Raw genomic sequence first — 18,523 nt, forward strand, 5'->3', positions numbered from 1 at the left:
AACTGGCTGTCAGTGAGGCCATTAAATTGCTCTAAAAACTTTGTAAACTGTGCTGGGATCATAGACCACCTCCTTAATAACTGTAATTATATACAGTATTGCAACAGTTTACAAAAACATAGCCAAATCAATTTAAACATAAACCAAAGAAACAACGCACTTTAAGAGGGTCTAGCAATATAGTTGGTAGGGATTACTTACGAATGAATTTTTGTATAGACAACTCATCTAGCATCATCTGTTCTATTTGATCTTCACGCTTTAGTTTGGCTTTGTGCTGCTTGTCTAATAACATTTCAACCGCTTTACGTTTTCGTTGCTGCGCCATCCATTGCATACGTCTTTGGTCTGCGACCCTTACTGCTTGATTTAAAGTATGCAATTGCATTTCGCAGGCTTTATCCAATTTACCAATAAATTGTTGGTGCTGACCAAAAGTAACACTACCAACACCTTGTTTTGCTAGTAGTTGAGCTTCGCGCAAATAATCTAAACGATAGTTTTCTAATCCAGAAAGTTTTTGTTTATTATCTTGGGCAAACTGCTGGGCTAACTGAAAAACCTGCACCAGTTTTTGTTCTTTTTGTCGCTCCCAGTCTGCGACCATGTGTAATTGAGATTGTGCCATTAGTTAATCTACCCTTTACCCAATCCACCACTTAAGGTGGTCATGTCTGCAGTACTATGATCAAAATCTATAATTTGTTGCATACCTTGCTGTAAAAAAGCGTTAATGGCGGGCTCAGCATTAATAGCTAAATCAATCCTAGGATCAGTACCCTTGGTGTATGCGCCAATACTAATTAAGTCTCGATTACGTTGATAACTAGAATACACTTGGCGAATCCGCCTGGCGCCTAAAACATGTTCTTCAGACACCACCATAGGCATTACTCGACTGATGGAAGACTCGATATCAATCGCTGGATAATGTCCAGAATCAGCTAAATCTCTCGACAGTACAATATGCCCGTCTAAAATGGCTCTTGCAGCATCAGCGATAGGATCTTGTAAATCATCTCCTTCAGTTAAGACCGTATAAAAAGCAGTGATCGAACCTTGATTTTCACCGCCATTTCCCGCTCGCTCAACTAACGCAGGCAATCTGGCAAAAACTGAAGGCGGATAACCTTTGGTCGCTGGAGGTTCTCCCACAGCAAGGGAAATTTCGCGTTGTGCCATGGCATAACGCGTAAGAGAATCAATCAATAATAATACGTTTAAACCTTTATCTCGAAAATATTCGGCGATGGTAACGGCGGTCTCACAACCTTTTAATCGCATAAGCGGCGATGTATCTGCTGGCGCTGCGACCACTACAGATTTAGCGCGTTCTTCTTCACCTAAAATATCTTGAATAAATTCTTTGACTTCCCTACCACGCTCACCTACCAATCCGACTACCACTACATCTGCCGAGGTACCACGGGTCATCATGCCCATCAACACACTTTTACCTACGCCACTTCCGGCAAATAACCCCATTCGTTGGCCCAATCCTACTGTGACAATAGAATTGATGGCCCTTACGCCCACATCTAATGGTTGGGTAATAGGTTTACGCATAAGAGGATTGATTGGAGGGCGAGATAACGGCACACGTTTTTCTGCTTTAATCGGACCTAAACCGTCTAATGGTTGACCATTGCCATCCACGACTCGGCCAAGTAACTCCATACCTACAGCCAAACCCTGTTCTCGGTTGAGTGGTTGTACACGAGATCCAGGCACTATGCCTTTGACCGCTTCAGTTGGCATCAAGTAAGTGACATTTTCAGCAAAACCGACCACTTCAGCTTCGATTTCGCCTTCCATAGTTTGAATCAAACACTGACTGCCTACGGGCATTTGACAACCTACCGCTTCAAGCGTGAGTCCTATGCCGCGGACTAGTTTTCCACATGCCACAACTGGCACTTGTGGAACTTGATCTTTTAGCAGTTTAATCCGGTCTAACATTGCAGTAGACATAAATTATTCGTCACTATCGCTAATCTGACTCAACCCTTGTTCTAGCAAGAATTTGTCGATCACATCTTTGACTCGGCGCTCTACAGTGATATCAACCGCATTCGATTGAGTGACAATTTCACATCCACCAGCGGACAAGTTAGGTGACTCAATAAAATCCCACCTATGCTTAATGATTTCTTCTGGGGTAAAATGATTGTTCACCAACTCAATATCATCGGGGTGCAAATGAATTTGATAATGTTTTTCTTGAATAGGTAACGCTTTTAAACCTTCACTTAAGGCTTGAAAAATAAGATCAGTGTTGGTTTTGACTTCACTACGTATGACACCTTTAGCAAGGCTAACCGCTAATAACACCAGCTCTTTCTCCAGTTCATGCTCTACTTTTTCGACTGGGGATTGAATGCTATCAATCAGTGTTATCCAATTGTTTAAATGTTGCTGTACCTGTTCTTCACCGGTCGCCAAACCCTGGGCGGTACCTTCTTCCAAACCTTTCGCTACGCCTTCTTCATGCCCTTTAGCAAATCCCTCTTCAACTCCTTGAGAATGACCTTCGAGTTGACCTTGAGCGAATCCCTCAGCATGAGCAGCCGCTCTGATTGCTTCAATTTCTTCTGCGGTGGGAGGAAGTATTTCTATTTCAGCCTCAGGAGGCTCGTATTTCCAGTCTGACTTACGATTAAATGCGTTAGTTGTTTTGTCATCTTCGCGTTGAGTAGAGTCTTCTACATAAGGTAAATCCCATGCCTTAAACTCATCATCTTGTTCATCAACCGTCATACTTTATATGCCCTACAGCAATTGTCAGTGAGATTACAAGAACTCATCGCCACCACCACCACCTAACATAATTTCACCGGCATCAGCCAAACGTCTGGCAACCGAGAGAATTTCTTTCTGCGCAGTTTCCACTTCACTAACCCGCACCGGCCCCATCGCCTCAAGGTCATCAATAAGTATTTCAGCCGCACGTTTTGACATGTTTTTGGTAATTTTATCTTTAAGTTCACCTTCCGCACCTTTAATCGCTTTAAGTAATGCTTCTTGTTGCACTTCGCGCAGAATAGCCTGAATGGCTCTGTCATCTACATCAGCCAAATTATCAAACACAAACATCAAGTCTTGAATTTGTTGACTCATTTCTTCATCTTGTTCGCGTATCGCATCCATCAACTGACCTTCGATATTAGTATCAAGGTAGTTCATGATGTCAGCAGCAGACTTCAAGCCGCCCATTTTCGCAGCTTGAGTACCAGCTTGACCAGCAAACTGTTTCTCCATGATTTCGTTTAATTCTTGTAGTGCAGCAGGTTGCACCTCTTCTAAATTCGCTACCCTCATCATTAAGTCCAAACGCACCTTTTCAGGGAATTGACTGAGAATTTCTGCTGACTGTTCTGCATCCAAATAGGACATAACAATAGTTTGAATTTGCGGATGTTCGTTACGAATAATGCTGGCTACTTGTTTTGAATCCATCCATTTTAGTGAGTCTAGACCTTTAGCGCCTGTTCCCATCAAAATTTGATCAATCAAATTAGCCGCTTTATCTTCACCTAAGGCGGACGTCAAAGCACGTTTCACAAAGTCAGTACTTTGGAAACCAATGGTACTGTAGTTTTGAATTTCTTCGATGAAATGTTTATGCACCGCAGTAATTTTTGGCTGGGTCATATCATCAATTTGAGCCATAGCTTGACCCAATTTTTGTACCTGTTTCGGCTCTAAATGTTTAAGAATTTGTGCCGCATCATCTTCGGTCAAACTTAGCAGTAAAATAGCGGCTTTATCAACGCCTTCTAATTTACCAACATCGTAACCTGTATCTTCAGTTTGTTCTTCTTCAGCCACAATCTAATCCTCAAAATGCCAGATGTTAAGTGTAAACCTAATCATCAAGCATCATCCAGTTTTTCACTACTTGTGAAGACAGCTCTGGTTCATTCGCAACCAGCGCCCTAACGGCTTTCAGTACATCTTCATCTTTATGCAAATCTGGCAACATAAAAGTGCCATCAGCTGCAAAGCCAACTTGTGATTCATCAAATTCTTCAGCCAATAGACTAATGGTTTCATCGCCTAGGTCTAAGCCTTCATCAGCATCAAACTCATCGGCTTTCATATCATCAGGATTAACCAGTTTACGTACCATTGGTCTAACAACTACTAAGATAAGTAAGGCAATGATAAAGATACCGCCACCTAGTTTAAGCAAAGGTAAAAACTTAGGGTCTTCCCAAAACGGTAAGTCGGTCAGAGCCACTTCACCGTCACGATTAAATGGAATACTCAGCACTTCTAAAGAATCGCCTCGGGTCACATCAAAACCAACCCCTCCTTGCAACAGACGGCGTATATCCAATAATTCAGCTTGTGGTCTAGGTGCACTTGAAACCGTGCCATCAGCAGCAGTGGTAGTCACATAATCTAGAGCAACTGACACACTTAAACGGCGGATCATACCTACTTGTTGTTTAGTATGACTCACTGTGGTGTCTAACTCGTAGTTTCGGGTTTCTTCTTTATGGTTACGTCCAGGAGTTTGTTGAGTAGTACTGCTGCTGGCACGTTCTGGAATATTTGAATCTAGCGGGGGTTGATTAGTCAACGCACCAGGAATACCTGCTATCACTCCACCAATGCTATTATCTTCTACTGTCATTTCACTGCGTATTGCTGGTAAGTCAGGATTATAACTACGCTGAGTTTGTTCGACCGAAGTAAAGTCCATAGTGACATCAGCTTGAGCCGTGTAGTTGCCAAGGCCTAAAACTGGGATAAGGATTGAATCAATCTTTTCGATGTAGGCATTTTCACGTCTTTTCTCTAATTCATATTCTTTACGTGAACGAGCAGACTCTGCACTTTGTGAACCAGAATTAAGTAAACGTCCATTACTGTTGGTCACGGTTACTCTATCAGGCTCTAATCCTTGCACCGCGGAAGCGACAATATCAATAATGGAGTTAACTTCGCCACTTGAAATCATCGATCCACGTCTGGTGGTAATCACAACCGTAGCGCTCGCTTTTTTCTCACGACGAGCAAATACATTTTCTTTGGGTAGAGCTAATAGTACTTTGGCCCTTGAAACCGCAGTCATTTCTTCAATAGTGCTAGCGATTTGTTTTTCCCTAGCATGTTTCAAGCGCACCTTCTCAACGCGCTGACTCACACCAAACCCCATGTCTTGCATGATGATATCAGCGCCAGCAGATTCACCTTGGGAAATGCCTTGTCGAGTCATACCTAGTTTGATTCTTTGATACTCGCCGCTGCTGACATAGACAGTATCCCCTTCTAAGCGATAATCAATTTTCGCTTGATCTAGGTAATCAAGTGTCTCGATAAGTTCCTGTGTTTCCATTCTAGCCAAAGGACGATAATCGGGCTCTTGTGCCCAGATCAATATAAACACCGCGATCGCCACACATATTACTAACGCGATAATCAAAGTAATTTGGCGCACCATTTCGGCACTGCCAATTGAGTCCATAAACCCAGATTTTTGTTCTGCACCTGCGTCTTCTGGGAACATATCAGTCCCCATATCACTCATTGCTAATTCTGTACCTGCTGCTTCAGCCACTGGTTAGCTCCTAAACTGGCATATTCATGATTTGTTTATAGGCATCAAGTACTTTATTACGTACTTGAATAGTGGCTTCGAATGCAATGCCAGCTTTCTCTTTCGCCACCATCACATCCGCTAGACTTAAGCTTTTGTCGCCCATCTCAAATGCCATGGCCCTATCTTTAGCGTCCAACTGCATTTCATTGACCGTACCGATAGCGTTACTCAGTAAATCAGCAAAATTACTTGAAGAAGGGTTTCCCTGGATGGCATTGGGCTGACCCAAGTCCAGCTTTGTCTCCGAGGCCATACCTTGCATTTCTTGGTAAAGTGACTGTGCTTTAATGTCCATAATATGCTCCGGTAGCAAAAGACGTATTTGTTTTTTGAATTAACTAACTACCTTATTAGCAAGGTAAGTGCCAAATAACCAAGAACCACAAAAACAAAAAATAACCAATATTTTCAGCTAGTTACACAACAATAAAATCAATTTACAGGTGTCATATTCTTGACAGCTGAAATATTAAACAAGCTTTGCCATACGACTTAGAGGCAGCATTAAATCAAGTACATAAAAAAGCCACCGTTTAAGGTGGCCAAGGGATTCGCATCTGCGACACTATAAACTGATTCTAAGCAGGTAGTTCAATACCCACTTCACGCATTTTGGCAAGTTTGTAACGCAAAGTTCTGGGACTTATGCCCAATCTTTCAGCTACATCTTTACGACGACCTTTACAACTTTGCAATGTATCAAGAATAATTTGATGCTCTTGTTGGCGCAGCTCAGAGCCTAACTTACTGTTATCGTCCTCAATGTTTTCAAAATCAAGCCGAGAAGTCTGAGCTAATGTCGAAATCTCTTGCTCAATCATTAAGTCTTGGGCATCAATTTGGTTTCCGTCAGATAAAATCAACGCACGCTGGATCACGTTTTCTAACTCTCGGACATTACCCGGCCAATTGTGTTGTAACAATTTACTGCGACCTGCAGCCGTAAGCTTAAAAATTTCGCTACCTTGTTTTTGGCAATGACGTTCGATTAAATGCTCGGCTAAGGGAATAATATCGCCTGCTCTTTTATCTAGAGGTAGCCAAGTAAGTGGAAATACATTTAAGCGATAATACAAATCCTCTCTAAATTCACCTGAATCTACAGTTTGTTTTAAGTTACGGTTACTGGTTGCTATAACTCTGACATCCAACGCTATGGTTTTGCGCCCCCCTAATCTTTCGACCTCTTTTTCTTGCAGTACTCGTAATAATTTAACTTGTAGGTTCAAATCCATTTCACTGATTTCATCAAGTAAAATGGTACCACCTTGCGCTTGTTCAAATTTACCAGGGCAAGCTTGTATTGCGCCAGTAAATGCACCTTTTTCATAACCAAAAAGTGTTGCTTCCAACATATTTTCTGGGATAGCCGCACAGTTAATCGCCACAAACGCTTGTTGGCTGCGATTAGATTGATCGTGAATAAAACGCGCTAACACTTCCTTACCTGAACCGCTAGGGCCTAAGACCATGACAGTGGCTTCAGATTTAGCCACTTTCTTGGCTAATTCAAGTAACTGCAAACTGTTTGGATCCTCTGCCACTGGTGTACATGATTCGACTTTTTGCGCAGGTGCATAACGACCAACCAAGTTGAGTAACACTTCAGGTGCAAAAGGTTTAGATAGATAATCAGTGGCGCCATCTCGCATTGCTTGCACAGCATCATCAATGGTGGCGTAAGCTGTCATCAATAAAATAGCCAAATTGGGATACTTATTTTTAATATTTTTGAGTAATGACAGGCCACTCATACCGCCCATTTGAATATCACTGACCACTAAATCGACTGATTGTTCAGACAATTTCACCATAGCTTGTTCACCGCTATCGGCCTCAATGACTTGATAACCACCAAGCAATAACGTGTCGACTAAAGCCTCTCTTAGACCCGCGTCGTCTTCTACTATTAATACCTTAGCTTGACTCATACTTTAGTTCCTCGCCGCATCGGCATAATATTGTTGAGACTGCGCTGTCTGTGTTGGCGCAATGGCTTGGTGTGTTGATGCTATAACTTGCTTATTTGAGTGACTGTCATCAAAAGTAGGTAAACACAGGGTAAAACATGCGCCACCCTTTACTAAGTTTGAGACTTGAACCTTGCCTTGATGAGACTGAGCAACACTTCTAACGACAGCAAGCCCTAAGCCAGTGCCATTACTTTTAGTGGTGAAAAATGGTTCAAAAACACGATTTAAGTTCTCGACTTTAATACCGGGTCCATTGTCTAAAACAGATAAGTTCACCAGATCAGGGTTATCCTTTTGGTGACTGGCGGTTAGCCTAATGACCGCATTTTTTGGTTTTACTGTTAGTGCATTGTGAATCAGGTTTTGTAACGCTCCAGCCAAAGCTGTTTTATTACCCAAAATGACCACATCTGGGTCGGGCAAGGAAAGCTCTAATTTTGCTTGCTGGCTTTGCAACATAGCATCAGCACCTTGCTGCACTTCATGCATTAAACTACGTAACGATATTTCGCTGATAACTTGCTCGTCACCACTTTTGGCAAACAACAACATGTCATTGACTTGGCTTTCTAGATCCCGCAATCGTGAAACAAGTTTGTCGCTAAACTTTTCTCGTGATGTTTTGTTTAGCGTGTTATTCGATAGATTCGCTGCATACAACATAGCGGCCGACAAAGGAGTGCGAATTTGATGCGCCAGAGAAGCGACCATTTTTCCTAATGAAGATAACTTCTGCAAATGACCAATGCGTTGTTGTAATTGTCGGGTTTCAGTCAAATCAGTGAGTACAATAAGCTGCCCTGGTTCTTTTTCTAATGGCGTTATTGATAACTTGACCTTACGACCGTCATGCAGTGACACTTCATGTCCATCATCAGCTTGAGGTTTAAATGAACGGGCTATAATGGTTCGCCACAGCTGACCTTCTAAAGGCTCACCTAATAAGGTTCTTGCCAAGTTGTTTGACTGCCTTACGATACCTTTTCCATCAATCACCACCACACCTGCAGGCATGACTTGGAGTAAATGTTCCAAGCGATTAGCTTGCATACGCAATGCGTCTAACTCTTTAGTACTGGATACATGAGATACTTTTTTCAAAGCATCTTGCCTAACCACTTCGCCAATTGCAGACAAAGTATCCTGTGGTGTGTCAATTAAGATGTTACTGCTACCCATACATTCCTCACGTCAAAACTTAGACAGGATAATTACAGGTGAGATAAAGCACATGCCATGCCAACAAAGATTTACAATATAATCAATAGGTTAAGAGATATTACTGAGAATTTATGACGTCAATGAAATGACACAAAGGAATTGATACTAGATAAACTGGGGTTAATCTTTACTAATGTTGTACTTACGCATTTTTTCAACCAAAGTGGTACGACGCATACCTAAGGCTTCAGCTGCTCTTGCGACCACCCAGTCTTGTTGCTCAAGGGCTTGGGTAATCAAATTCACTTCTAAATCTGAAATATATTCTTTCAGATTTAGACCTTCAACAGGCAATTCAGTCGACAAGGTTTGCTCGAAACTACTGTTGGCCTCTTCACTATCCTCACTATCAGCGCCACCGAACATAGCATTGATGGCGTCACGCTCTAACAATTCATCTGGGTAGTCAGGTTCGTAAGCTGGTACATCTAAATGATTATACTTATTCGGTAAATCACTCACATCGATGAGTTGATTAGGATATAAAATCATCAAGCGTTCGACTAAGTTGGATAACTCTCGAACATTGCCCGCCCATTTGTGTTCCATCAAAGAGGCCATCGCGTTGGCAGTAAATTTTATTTGCGAGTTATCAAGCTCGAGTCTAGATACAAGCTCTTGAAGCAATAACGGAATGTCTTCTTTGCGTTCACGTAATGCAGGACTATCAATGGGGAATACGTTTAAACGATAGTACAAGTCTTCTCGGAATTGCCCATCCTCAATCATCACTTCCAAATCCCGATGAGTGGCAGCAATCACTCTTACATCACATTTAATAGGTTTGGTGCCACCTACCCTTTCGTAAGTCCGTTCTTGTAATACCCGGAGCAGCTTAACTTGCATTTGCAATGGCATATCACCGATTTCATCTAGAAATAGTGTTCCGCCCTCAGCTAGTTCAAAACGGCCTTTACGTGAGCTAACAGCACCAGTAAAGGCACCTTTTTCATGACCAAACAGCTCACTTTCAAGCAATTCGCCAGGAATAGCGCCACAGTTTACTGGGATAAAAATACTGTCAGTACGGTTAGACAAAAAATGTACGTTTCGGGCAATAACTTCCTTACCTGTACCAGACTCACCCAAAATCAGAACGTTTGCCTCAGTTGGCGCAACTTGCTCAATCAAATGCCTAACACTTTGGATTTCGTTACTTTTCCCGACCAAACTTCTAAACAGACGGGTTTTATTGCGCACACTTGTTTTGTTATTCGGCTGACTGCGTTTATATTCTTGGCAGCGGTGCAGCATTTGAGTCAATGCTGGGTAAGTAATAGGCTCGCTGATGTACCCAACTATATTTGTACTGGGTTCAAAGGTTTCATAGTTGCCAAAGAGTACAAAAGGATGATGAGGAAACTTTTCACTTATATCGCTGGCTAATTCATGAGTGTCAGCATCGATTAAAACAGACTTGATATCACTTTTTTCTTTAAGCGTGTCTATTGCAGCGCTAAATAAAACGCTACTACAAGGCTCACCAAGAAAGGTCAGAATGGTACTCAGATTATTTGCCCGCTCAATGTCAGAACTAATAATCAAAATATTGCTCATTCCACTCCTCGCCTCATGTAGTTTTTATAATTAACTGTATTGTATATGATTTTAACTGTTCGAGGTGGGATAGCAATATTATTTAAGGCTATTTTAAAGTCGTATAAATTTCATACTAGAAAAAACAAAACTGAAGGTTCAGTCATAAAAAAAGAGCAGACAAGCCACTCTTTTCAAGCATTAAAATTTAATTATCCATTTAACAAAGACAAAACCTGACCTTGTTGTTGATTTGCAATGCCTTGCACCGCAAGACTAGTTTGACTCAGGATGCTAGCTGCAGCATTTTCGGACGTAGCCTGAGCAAAATCAGTATCTTGGATTCGGCTTCTGGCCGCAGACACATTGATATCAGTTTGGGTTAAGTTTCGCGCGGCACTTTCAAATTGATTTTGCGTAGCACCTAAGTCAGCTCTGGCACTATCCACAAATTCAGCGGCATCATCTGCTACTGCTATCGCATCTTCTGCGCCTTGAGCGGTACTTAAATCCACATTCAAAATATCATTCAAACTGGCAGCTACATCTTGTGTGGCCACACCAATTTTTTGCCCAGCATTTGCGCCGATTTGAAAATCAATATTACCATCACTGGATAACAAAGATTTACCTGCAAATTCTGTTTGTTCAATCGTTTGCGAAATATTGTCTTGTAGCTGGGTGACTTCACTTTGAATAGCTTGACGATCCGAATCAGTTAACAATCCATTACCCGATTGAATCGACAACTCGCGAATACGGTTCACATCTTCAGTAATGCCAGCCAAACCACCTTCTGCTACCTGGGTCAAAGACACACCGTCGAAGGCATTGGAAATAGATTGACGGTTGCCCTCAACCTGAGTGGTCAAACGGTCAATGATCTGTTGAGCCGCCGCGCCATCGGCAGCGCTATTAATACGCTTACCTGATGATAACTTCTCAAGTATAGACTCTTGCTTGTTTTGAACTTGTTGTAACAACGATGTATTAGATTCAGTATTAAAACCAATCATAGACTTTTCCTCATTTACCTAAGGTTAGAATAGCAGAGTGTCCACGAGTGTGTAAAATACAAGCAATTGTTTAAAGGTATGGAAAGTGATAACTACTTATAGATAACAATTTATACAACCCACTTAAATAACTAAACCTTTTTAACTTCTCATAATAAATTCAAAGACTTATTCTTTTTTTAGTGCTGCCGATAGAATAAGATAATAAGCATTGTATACCCATACCATCTCAAAATGACGGATTCAGCGGGAATTTAAAGCGGTTTATGCGAGGCGGCTATTTGCAGACCTAGTGGTCTAAGTCAAAAATGGCCAACGAAGGAGAAATCGCTTTAAAACCCGCCCGAAGGGAACGACTGAGGCACTCCACTTCTTCGTTGTGCCAATTCAGAAGTTGGGCGACATTCAGTCATTGACACGCCTTGAATTGAAGCGCCTCAGTTGTTCTGAAACGCGCATTTTGAGATGGTATGGGTATATAGTTCCTGTAGATTACGAGTTTAGATTTAGTATGCTGAAGAATATACGTTTACATATTGAAAAAGATGAACAAAAACAAGCGGTGCTTGATGAAAAGTTAGCAAGTCACATACTTGAAACACACAACAGTAATATCAATGCGTTCCAGCGCAACATCCCCTCTTTATTACCCTACGTGCAAACACCTAATCTTGCTAACCACTCAATTTTCATCAACAAATATGCTGAGAATAATATTGTTGATTACGGCATGGGACGCACCTTTTATGGCTTTCATCCGGAACAAGAAGTGCTCGAACAATTAACACGGATAGAGCAACACTGCCCTGAGGTTTTATTCCAAAAACAACCATTAAGCCATGAGGAAAACACCGACGCGGTGCTAAGCATTGAAGACTTATCAATAGTAAAGCTGATAAACCAGCAACAGCCCATGCCATATGAAATTGAATGTTTAGTGGTGCTTGGTTGTGGCTTGGGCATTCATTTGAGTCATTTATTAAAACGGCACAAAATTAAAAATCTGCTGATTTACGAACCAGAATTACAGTATTTCCAATGTTCAGTTATGACCACTTCATGGCAGCATATTTTCACATTAGCTAAACAGCATGAGACCGGCATTTTTCTGCAACTAGAAAAAGACGGCCGAGACCTTATTAAAGACATGAATGAGTTAATTGAACACTGTGCTATTTCTAGCTTTCACCTTTATAAACACTATAACCATCAAGTGTTCGACTCATTACATAAAGATTTATCTGAGCGAAGCTGGAGTGATATTGAAAACAGTGGTTTTAAGCTTAAGTCAACAGAAGGTTACTTAGACTTTCTGCCAAGTTGGACACCCAACATAGACTTAGCCAGTCATTCTTTATTATCAGCACCCAACGATAAGTTGACTAAAAACCTAACTGCATTTAAAAAATATTTTCCTGATATTTATAAAGAATACCAAAACTACACACCCAAAAAATGGTTACCCGTCACTAATTCAAATGGTGAAGTAAATCTTGTTAAAATTGATAGCTTACACTCGTGGTATGGCGAATCACCCAAGCAAGATTGCACCTTAAATTTTGAAAACTTTAACGAACAACCCAACAAAGATGGCTTAATACTTGGCTACAGAGGCACCAAACTCGCCCACTACATTCATTATCAATTTGTTAAAGAAACCGAAGAACTACTTAAACAAGCCGAAGAAGAAGTAGGAGCCCTGCCCGACAATGTCCCTTCAATCATCATGTTTGGTCTAGGTGTGGGTTATCAGTTAGAAACATTGCTTAGTGAGCATACAGTTGAAAAACTCTTCGTGTGTGAGCCAAATCCCGACTTTTTTTATGCCTCATTATTTGCCATTGACTGGCAAGCAATATTCGAAACTGTAGAAGAATCAGAAACGCGGATTTACCTGAATATTGGCGACGACGGTACAAATCTATTTAGAGATTTATTAAGTCAATTTTACGCCATTGGCCCTTATATTCTAAATAGTACCTATTTTTATCAAAGTTACTACAATGCCTCTTTAAATTCGGCTATCAGCCAACTAAGGGAACAGTTACAAGTAGTGATATCGATGGGCGAATACTTTGACCATGCCTATTATGGGATAGCCCATACCAAAGAAGGTATGATGCGAAAAATCCCAGTATTGGCCGCAAATCCGGCCAGTAAGCTCAGTTATGACGACAAAGAAGTTCCGATATTTATCGTCGGCAATGGACCATCTTTAGACAGTTCGATTGAAGCTATTAAAGAATGGCAAGGCCAAGCCATTGTCGTCAGCTGTGGCACTACGCTACAAGCACTGCATAGACATGGTATTACGCCTGACTTTCACGCAGAAATAGAACAAAACAGAAGTACTTTTGATTGGGCTGTTTTGATAGGTGATTTAGATTACCTAAAAAACATCACTCTTATTTCATGTAACGGCATCCATCCCGATACCTGTGATTTATATAAAGACGTGATGATAGCCTTTAAAGAAGGCGAGTCATCAACGGTATCAGCGTTAAATGTATTAGGCCGAGAAAACTTCACTACATTACTTAACGCTTTTCCTACAGTCAGTAATTTTGCAATCGACTTATTCAGCACGATTGGTTTCACTAGTATTTATCTCATTGGTGTAGATCTCGGCTTTGTTGATGTAAAACATCACCATTCAAAGTCATCAGGTTATTATCAAGAGAACGGAGATGAAACTTATGATTTCACTAAAAGTGCTAACACCTCACTAATAGTGCCAGGAAATTTCCGGCCGCGGGTAAACACTAAGCACGAGTTTAAGGTATCTAGGCAAGTTATCGAACAAGTGACTAGTGCGAAGCTAAAAGGGCAAGAGTTTTATAATTGTAGTGATGGCGCAAGAATTAGCGGCACCTTACCTATAAGACCAGATGAATTGTTAATCGTAGCTACCGTAAATCAAAAAACTCTAATCGTTGAAAAACTAAAGACGCAAATCTTTTCGACTAAAGATCTCAGTAATTACTCAAAGAGATTTGAAAAACAGTTTTCTCAGGACTTATTAATTGGAGAACTTAGTGCTTTTCAAACGCTTTTAGAAAAAGATGTGACCAGCAAAGAAGATATCGAGCAGGTAATCAACAAACAAAAAGAAATGTTGTTTACGTCATATAAAAATGGCAACTCATTATTGTTCTATTATTTGTATGGTACGGTGAATTATGCCAATGCAGTTTTTACTAAACTTATGAACAATAAAACGGATACCCAAAATGTTCATAACATTTGGCATCAAGCATTTGAAAAGTGGTTATCTACAATCAAGGAAATAAAATCGAACCTATCCATTGACAATAATTGTGATTTTGATTCAACGTCATACAAACGTCTCTACAGAGAATTGAAATATCTAAAGTTAAATTATAAATCAGAAAAAGTATTGGTTATTACCAATTCAGTTGAGTTTAAAAAAATAGTTTTATTTTTATTAAGAACGGCTTACCCATGGATTGAAAAGGTAACAGTACTGACCTACCTGCAAAGCCAAAAACAAACGCCTACAGCTGATTATTGCATCTATCATAGGACAGACGTAAATCAAGTAATGTCGGTAAAAGGTAAAGTTAGCACCGTCATCGCAACGGATTCATTTGATCTGGTACACCAAGAGCAAAACGAAACACATTTAGTGGTGCCTAAATTTGACAATTCAACGGTTTTTCATAGTTTACGACTCATTTCATCCATAGCGGTAAGATCCTGCTTTAACAATCATAATTGTAAACTGATATTGCCCAAATATTGGACCTCTAATGAAACAATTTTTGCTGAACAAGAGGTCATTTTACCCACAGAATATTTGACTGTTTACGAACACCCTTTATATCTATGTTTCAATGATGAAAACCGAGATGATCTATCACAGGGGGGTTCAAGAGGGAAAAGGCTCATTGGCAAAGTAAAGATGAAACATTTGTTATCTAAAGCGGTATCTCAAGCACAAATTGAAGAGATAATTACCAAGGACAAAGATAAAATAACAGCTATTTTACAAGACAACTAATACGGCTAAAGAACCTAAACTTAGGTTCTTTAAAGCATTTTTGCACTTTGATAAATACGCTCACAACTTTTGTTATCTTGATAAAAATTAAAAGTATTGTTGACCTTTATCCTTTCCCCTGCAAATTGGTCATCACCCATTTTTAGAACCCAATCAATTTGAGTTAACACTTCTGACCAACTGGCCGTTTTAACCCCTGGAGTGATTGCTTGGTAGTCAAATCGTAGTTGTCGATTTTGGCTATAGGATTCTAAATCAAAACAAGAAAAAATCACCGGGCGATTAAGCAGTAAATAATCAAACAACACACTAGAGTAATCCGTGATCATTATGTCTGTATATTTAAGATAAGCATAGACGTCGGCAAAGGGATCGGTTGAATCTATGATTAACACATTAGCGCTTTCTTCCAGTTTTTTATGCACATCACAATGGCTTGGGCTCTGTAAAGGATGAAGTTTGATTACGAATAAGGCATTGTTTTCCACTAACATAGTGTTTAGTTTTTCAAAATTTAATTCGCCCCAAATATCGTAAGATTTTCCACGTTTGTCACCAATTTTACGTTCATCACGCTCCTCACTATAAGTAGGCAAAAATGTAATGACTTTTTTATTCTGCAGTTTATCCAAGGTATCTTGTTCAATCATCTGCGGGATGTCGTCATTCAACAGAAAATCATTACGTGGATACCCTGTGATCTGAAAATTAAACATATCATGAGGAGCGAGTGCCTGTTCTTTTAAAAACAATGAGGAAGCCAAACTCACTAAATCATAACGTTCATTGAACTGAGAGATGTCATTAAATTTCATGGGGGTCCCATGCCAAAGCTGAATGATTTTGGTATTTTCTGACAGACGCGACTTTTCTAAATCCGAGTGAATAATATTGATAAATGCACACTTAGCATTTTCTATCAAATAATTCGCTGCTTCACTACCAACCAGTGCCACCGGTAATTTTTCTAGTTTTAATCTTTCATAAACAATTTTATTTTTGGTTATCCACACCGGATAAATATCTGTTTTGTGATTTAAAACATAGAGGTACAGATATTTACTATTATCATCATAAAACTGGCCTTTTCTGCTTCCAAAAATCCAAATATCTTTACGACCAATATCATTGGTTAGATCCTCAATCACGAAGGCCGCCTATTGTCATCCAAAATTTGATTAATTTTACTGGATGATGTGCCTTTTGTGTAAGGCAAATAAAACACTCTGACACCTACCGCACATAATTTTGCCTCAATATCTTTCCATTTTTGCGAACCATGCCAATCATCTCCAACCACTAATACATCAAATTTGTACTTTTCCCAAGCTTCGAATTTATCCATATTTTCCTGAGGAACAACACAATCCACACCTTGTATGTTTCTGAGAATTTCACACCTTTCATCAAAAGGAATTACAGTTTGTTTATCTTTGTATTGGCTTACCAGTTCATCGGTACTAACACCAACAATCAATCTGTCACACATTCCTTTTGCACTTTTAATAATGTTCAAATGGCCGACATGGAACAAATCGAACACTCCAGTGGTGTAGCCTACTATCAAAATAAACACTCCTTACTTATGTCATTATCTTCAACAAAACGATGAATTAGCTTATTTAAACTACATAAGCTTTAGATTATCGGCCAACCATCTATCCATTGGCGATTCAGTACTTCCAATATCCATCACATCCTGTAATTGAACCGGAAACCCCACTTTTTTTCTATCAATAATTTGTTGAGGAATAACATCTTTAAAAACTCGCTTTAACGGGGCTTTGACCTGTTGTCCAGCCATTCTATATTGAAATGATACTCCGGCCATTCGCTCAACCAACCTATGATCAACAAAAGGCACTCGGGCTTCTACACCACAGAGCATGGTGGCAAAATCCAACCTTCTTAATAGACCATGTAAATGTGCTATCTGAAAAAATGCTGCTATTCGATCACAATTACTTTTATACTTTTGAAACGGTTGCATCACATAATCTATAATGTCGTCATCTTCATGCGAACCATAGCTATAGCGTTTATCAAACTCTTGAACACTCCAAACGCCTTGATTGGCCCAATTGAAGATACGGTCATATCCAAACATTAACTCATCTGCCCCTTCTCCACTTAGCACCACTGTGATTTTTTCCTTCAAAATTTTACTCATTGCGTAAATTAGTACTTCATTAGGAACAGACAATGGTTCGGCTCGATGACGTATCATAAACTTCCATAATGGCAAAAAATCGTTAGGATCCACCTCAATACAAGTTAACGCGCTGTTATGATGAGCAGCAGCAAGTTTACTCCAATCAAATTCATTATCATTTGGTAAACCTGCAGAAAAGGAATGTACTTTTTTTGCCAACCCCGCAATTATTGTGCTATCTAATCCTCCACTTAAGAAACTACCGACTGGTACATCGGCGATACAACGGTAATCTACAGAGGACTCAACTAAATATCTCAATTCTTCGTCTGATGGGGGTGCCTGCTCACTTTCTGGCAATGACCAATATTCAACAAATTTACCATCAAGCCAATAGTGTCCAGCGGGAAAATTGCTTATATCACGGTAAATAGTGTGCCCATTAAAAAACGTGCGAAGTTTTTTATATTGCCGCACTCCAATTTCGTCCCACACATCCGATGCTTGTCCCAGCGCAAGAATCGCACTAGGCTCTGAGCTGAAAGTCAAACCGCTAGCATTTTCAGAATAGAAAAGAGGTTTTATGCCAAGTCTATCTCTGGCGGCAAAAATACTACATTGTTGAACATCATAAATGACTAGAGCAAACATACCGTTTAATTGTCGGAGCATGTCAGGGCCTAAAAGTTGATATAACTTCAGCAATACTTCCGTATCAGAGGATGTACGAGTCAATAAGTTGAACTTCTGTTTTAGCTCCTTAAAATTATATATTTCGCCGTTAAAAACGATTACGTATCGAGAGCAGTCAGAATAGAAAGGTTGATTTGATTGATCGTCCAAGTCTTGAATTTTTAGCCTTGTATGACCCAACCAAGCACCAAGATGTTGTGCAATCCCATTTGCATCTGGCCCTCTAAATGCCATTTTCATTAAAGCGGAGCGAAATTGTTTATTCGTTACTTTGGTATTTTGAGTAAATAAAATCCCGCACAT

The 18,523-nt window shown here is 40.1% G+C and carries 14 protein-coding genes; 1 reads left to right on the plus strand and 13 read right to left on the minus strand.

The features are described from left to right. Positions 1-193: 193 nt before the first annotated feature. From fliJ to QZ488_RS13120, 10 genes are all read right to left on the minus strand, one after another. Entirely contained in the window at positions 194-628 is a 435-nt protein-coding gene (gene fliJ / locus QZ488_RS13075) for a flagellar export protein FliJ (RefSeq protein WP_293749375.1), read from the minus strand. 8 nt (positions 629-636) lie between these two features. Then, complete coding sequence (gene fliI, locus QZ488_RS13080) at positions 637-1,971, minus strand: flagellar protein export ATPase FliI (protein ID WP_293749378.1); 1,335 nt, start codon at positions 1,969-1,971, stop codon at positions 637-639. Between the two features lie 3 nt (positions 1,972-1,974). Then, entirely contained in the window at positions 1,975-2,757 is a 783-nt protein-coding gene (gene fliH / locus QZ488_RS13085; protein WP_293749379.1) for a flagellar assembly protein FliH, read from the minus strand. Between the two features lie 33 nt (positions 2,758-2,790). After that, the gene (fliG, locus tag QZ488_RS13090; protein WP_293749381.1) at positions 2,791-3,828 is read right to left on the minus strand and encodes a flagellar motor switch protein FliG; all 1,038 of its coding nucleotides are present in this window, start codon (positions 3,826-3,828) and stop codon (positions 2,791-2,793) included. A gap of 37 nt (positions 3,829-3,865) precedes the next feature. After that, positions 3,866-5,566 (minus strand): flagellar basal-body MS-ring/collar protein FliF, encoded by a 1,701-nt coding sequence (gene fliF, locus QZ488_RS13095; protein ID WP_293749383.1) that lies wholly within the window; start codon positions 5,564-5,566, stop codon positions 3,866-3,868. A gap of 10 nt (positions 5,567-5,576) precedes the next feature. Beyond that, positions 5,577-5,903 (minus strand): flagellar hook-basal body complex protein FliE, encoded by a 327-nt coding sequence (gene fliE, locus QZ488_RS13100; RefSeq protein WP_293749386.1) that lies wholly within the window; start codon positions 5,901-5,903, stop codon positions 5,577-5,579. A 283-nt stretch (positions 5,904-6,186) separates the two neighbouring features. Next, the gene (locus QZ488_RS13105; protein WP_293749388.1) at positions 6,187-7,539 is read right to left on the minus strand and encodes a sigma-54 dependent transcriptional regulator; all 1,353 of its coding nucleotides are present in this window, start codon (positions 7,537-7,539) and stop codon (positions 6,187-6,189) included. Between the two features lie 3 nt (positions 7,540-7,542). After that, positions 7,543-8,760: an ATP-binding protein gene (locus QZ488_RS13110; protein ID WP_293749390.1), complete on the minus strand. Its 1,218-nt coding sequence runs from the start codon at positions 8,758-8,760 to the stop codon at positions 7,543-7,545. Positions 8,761-8,922: 162 nt separating this feature from the next. Next, on the minus strand, positions 8,923-10,359 hold the full coding sequence (locus QZ488_RS13115) for a sigma-54 dependent transcriptional regulator (protein ID WP_293749392.1): 1,437 nt from the start codon (positions 10,357-10,359) through the stop codon (positions 8,923-8,925). A gap of 191 nt (positions 10,360-10,550) precedes the next feature. After that, positions 10,551-11,354, minus strand: a complete 804-nt coding sequence (locus QZ488_RS13120; protein WP_293749394.1) for a flagellin — start codon at positions 11,352-11,354, stop codon at positions 10,551-10,553. Between the two features lie 511 nt (positions 11,355-11,865). Here QZ488_RS13120 and QZ488_RS13125 point away from each other — a divergent pair. Then, complete coding sequence (locus QZ488_RS13125; protein WP_293749397.1) at positions 11,866-15,375, plus strand: 6-hydroxymethylpterin diphosphokinase MptE-like protein; 3,510 nt, start codon at positions 11,866-11,868, stop codon at positions 15,373-15,375. A 29-nt stretch (positions 15,376-15,404) separates the two neighbouring features. Here QZ488_RS13125 and QZ488_RS13130 read toward each other — a convergent pair whose 3' ends face one another. The 3 genes from QZ488_RS13130 to asnB are packed head-to-tail and all read right to left on the minus strand — an operon-like array spanning position 15,405 to position 18,523. Continuing rightward, positions 15,405-16,523, minus strand: coding sequence for a CDP-glycerol glycerophosphotransferase family protein (locus tag QZ488_RS13130; protein ID WP_293749399.1), 1,119 nt, complete (start codon positions 16,521-16,523; stop codon positions 15,405-15,407). Next, positions 16,520-16,951 carry an adenylyltransferase/cytidyltransferase family protein gene (locus QZ488_RS13135; protein WP_293749401.1) on the minus strand — a complete coding sequence of 144 codons (432 nt, stop codon included), beginning with the start codon at positions 16,949-16,951 and terminating at the stop codon, positions 16,520-16,522. Before QZ488_RS13135 ends, QZ488_RS13130 begins: the two co-directional genes overlap by 4 nt. Positions 16,952-17,002: 51 nt before the next feature. After that, positions 17,003-18,523 (minus strand): asparagine synthase (glutamine-hydrolyzing), encoded by a 1,521-nt coding sequence (gene asnB / locus QZ488_RS13140; RefSeq protein ID WP_293749403.1) that lies wholly within the window; start codon positions 18,521-18,523, stop codon positions 17,003-17,005.

The organism is uncultured Paraglaciecola sp. (assembly GCF_913020055.1).
Taxonomy (GTDB): domain Bacteria; phylum Pseudomonadota; class Gammaproteobacteria; order Enterobacterales; family Alteromonadaceae; genus Paraglaciecola.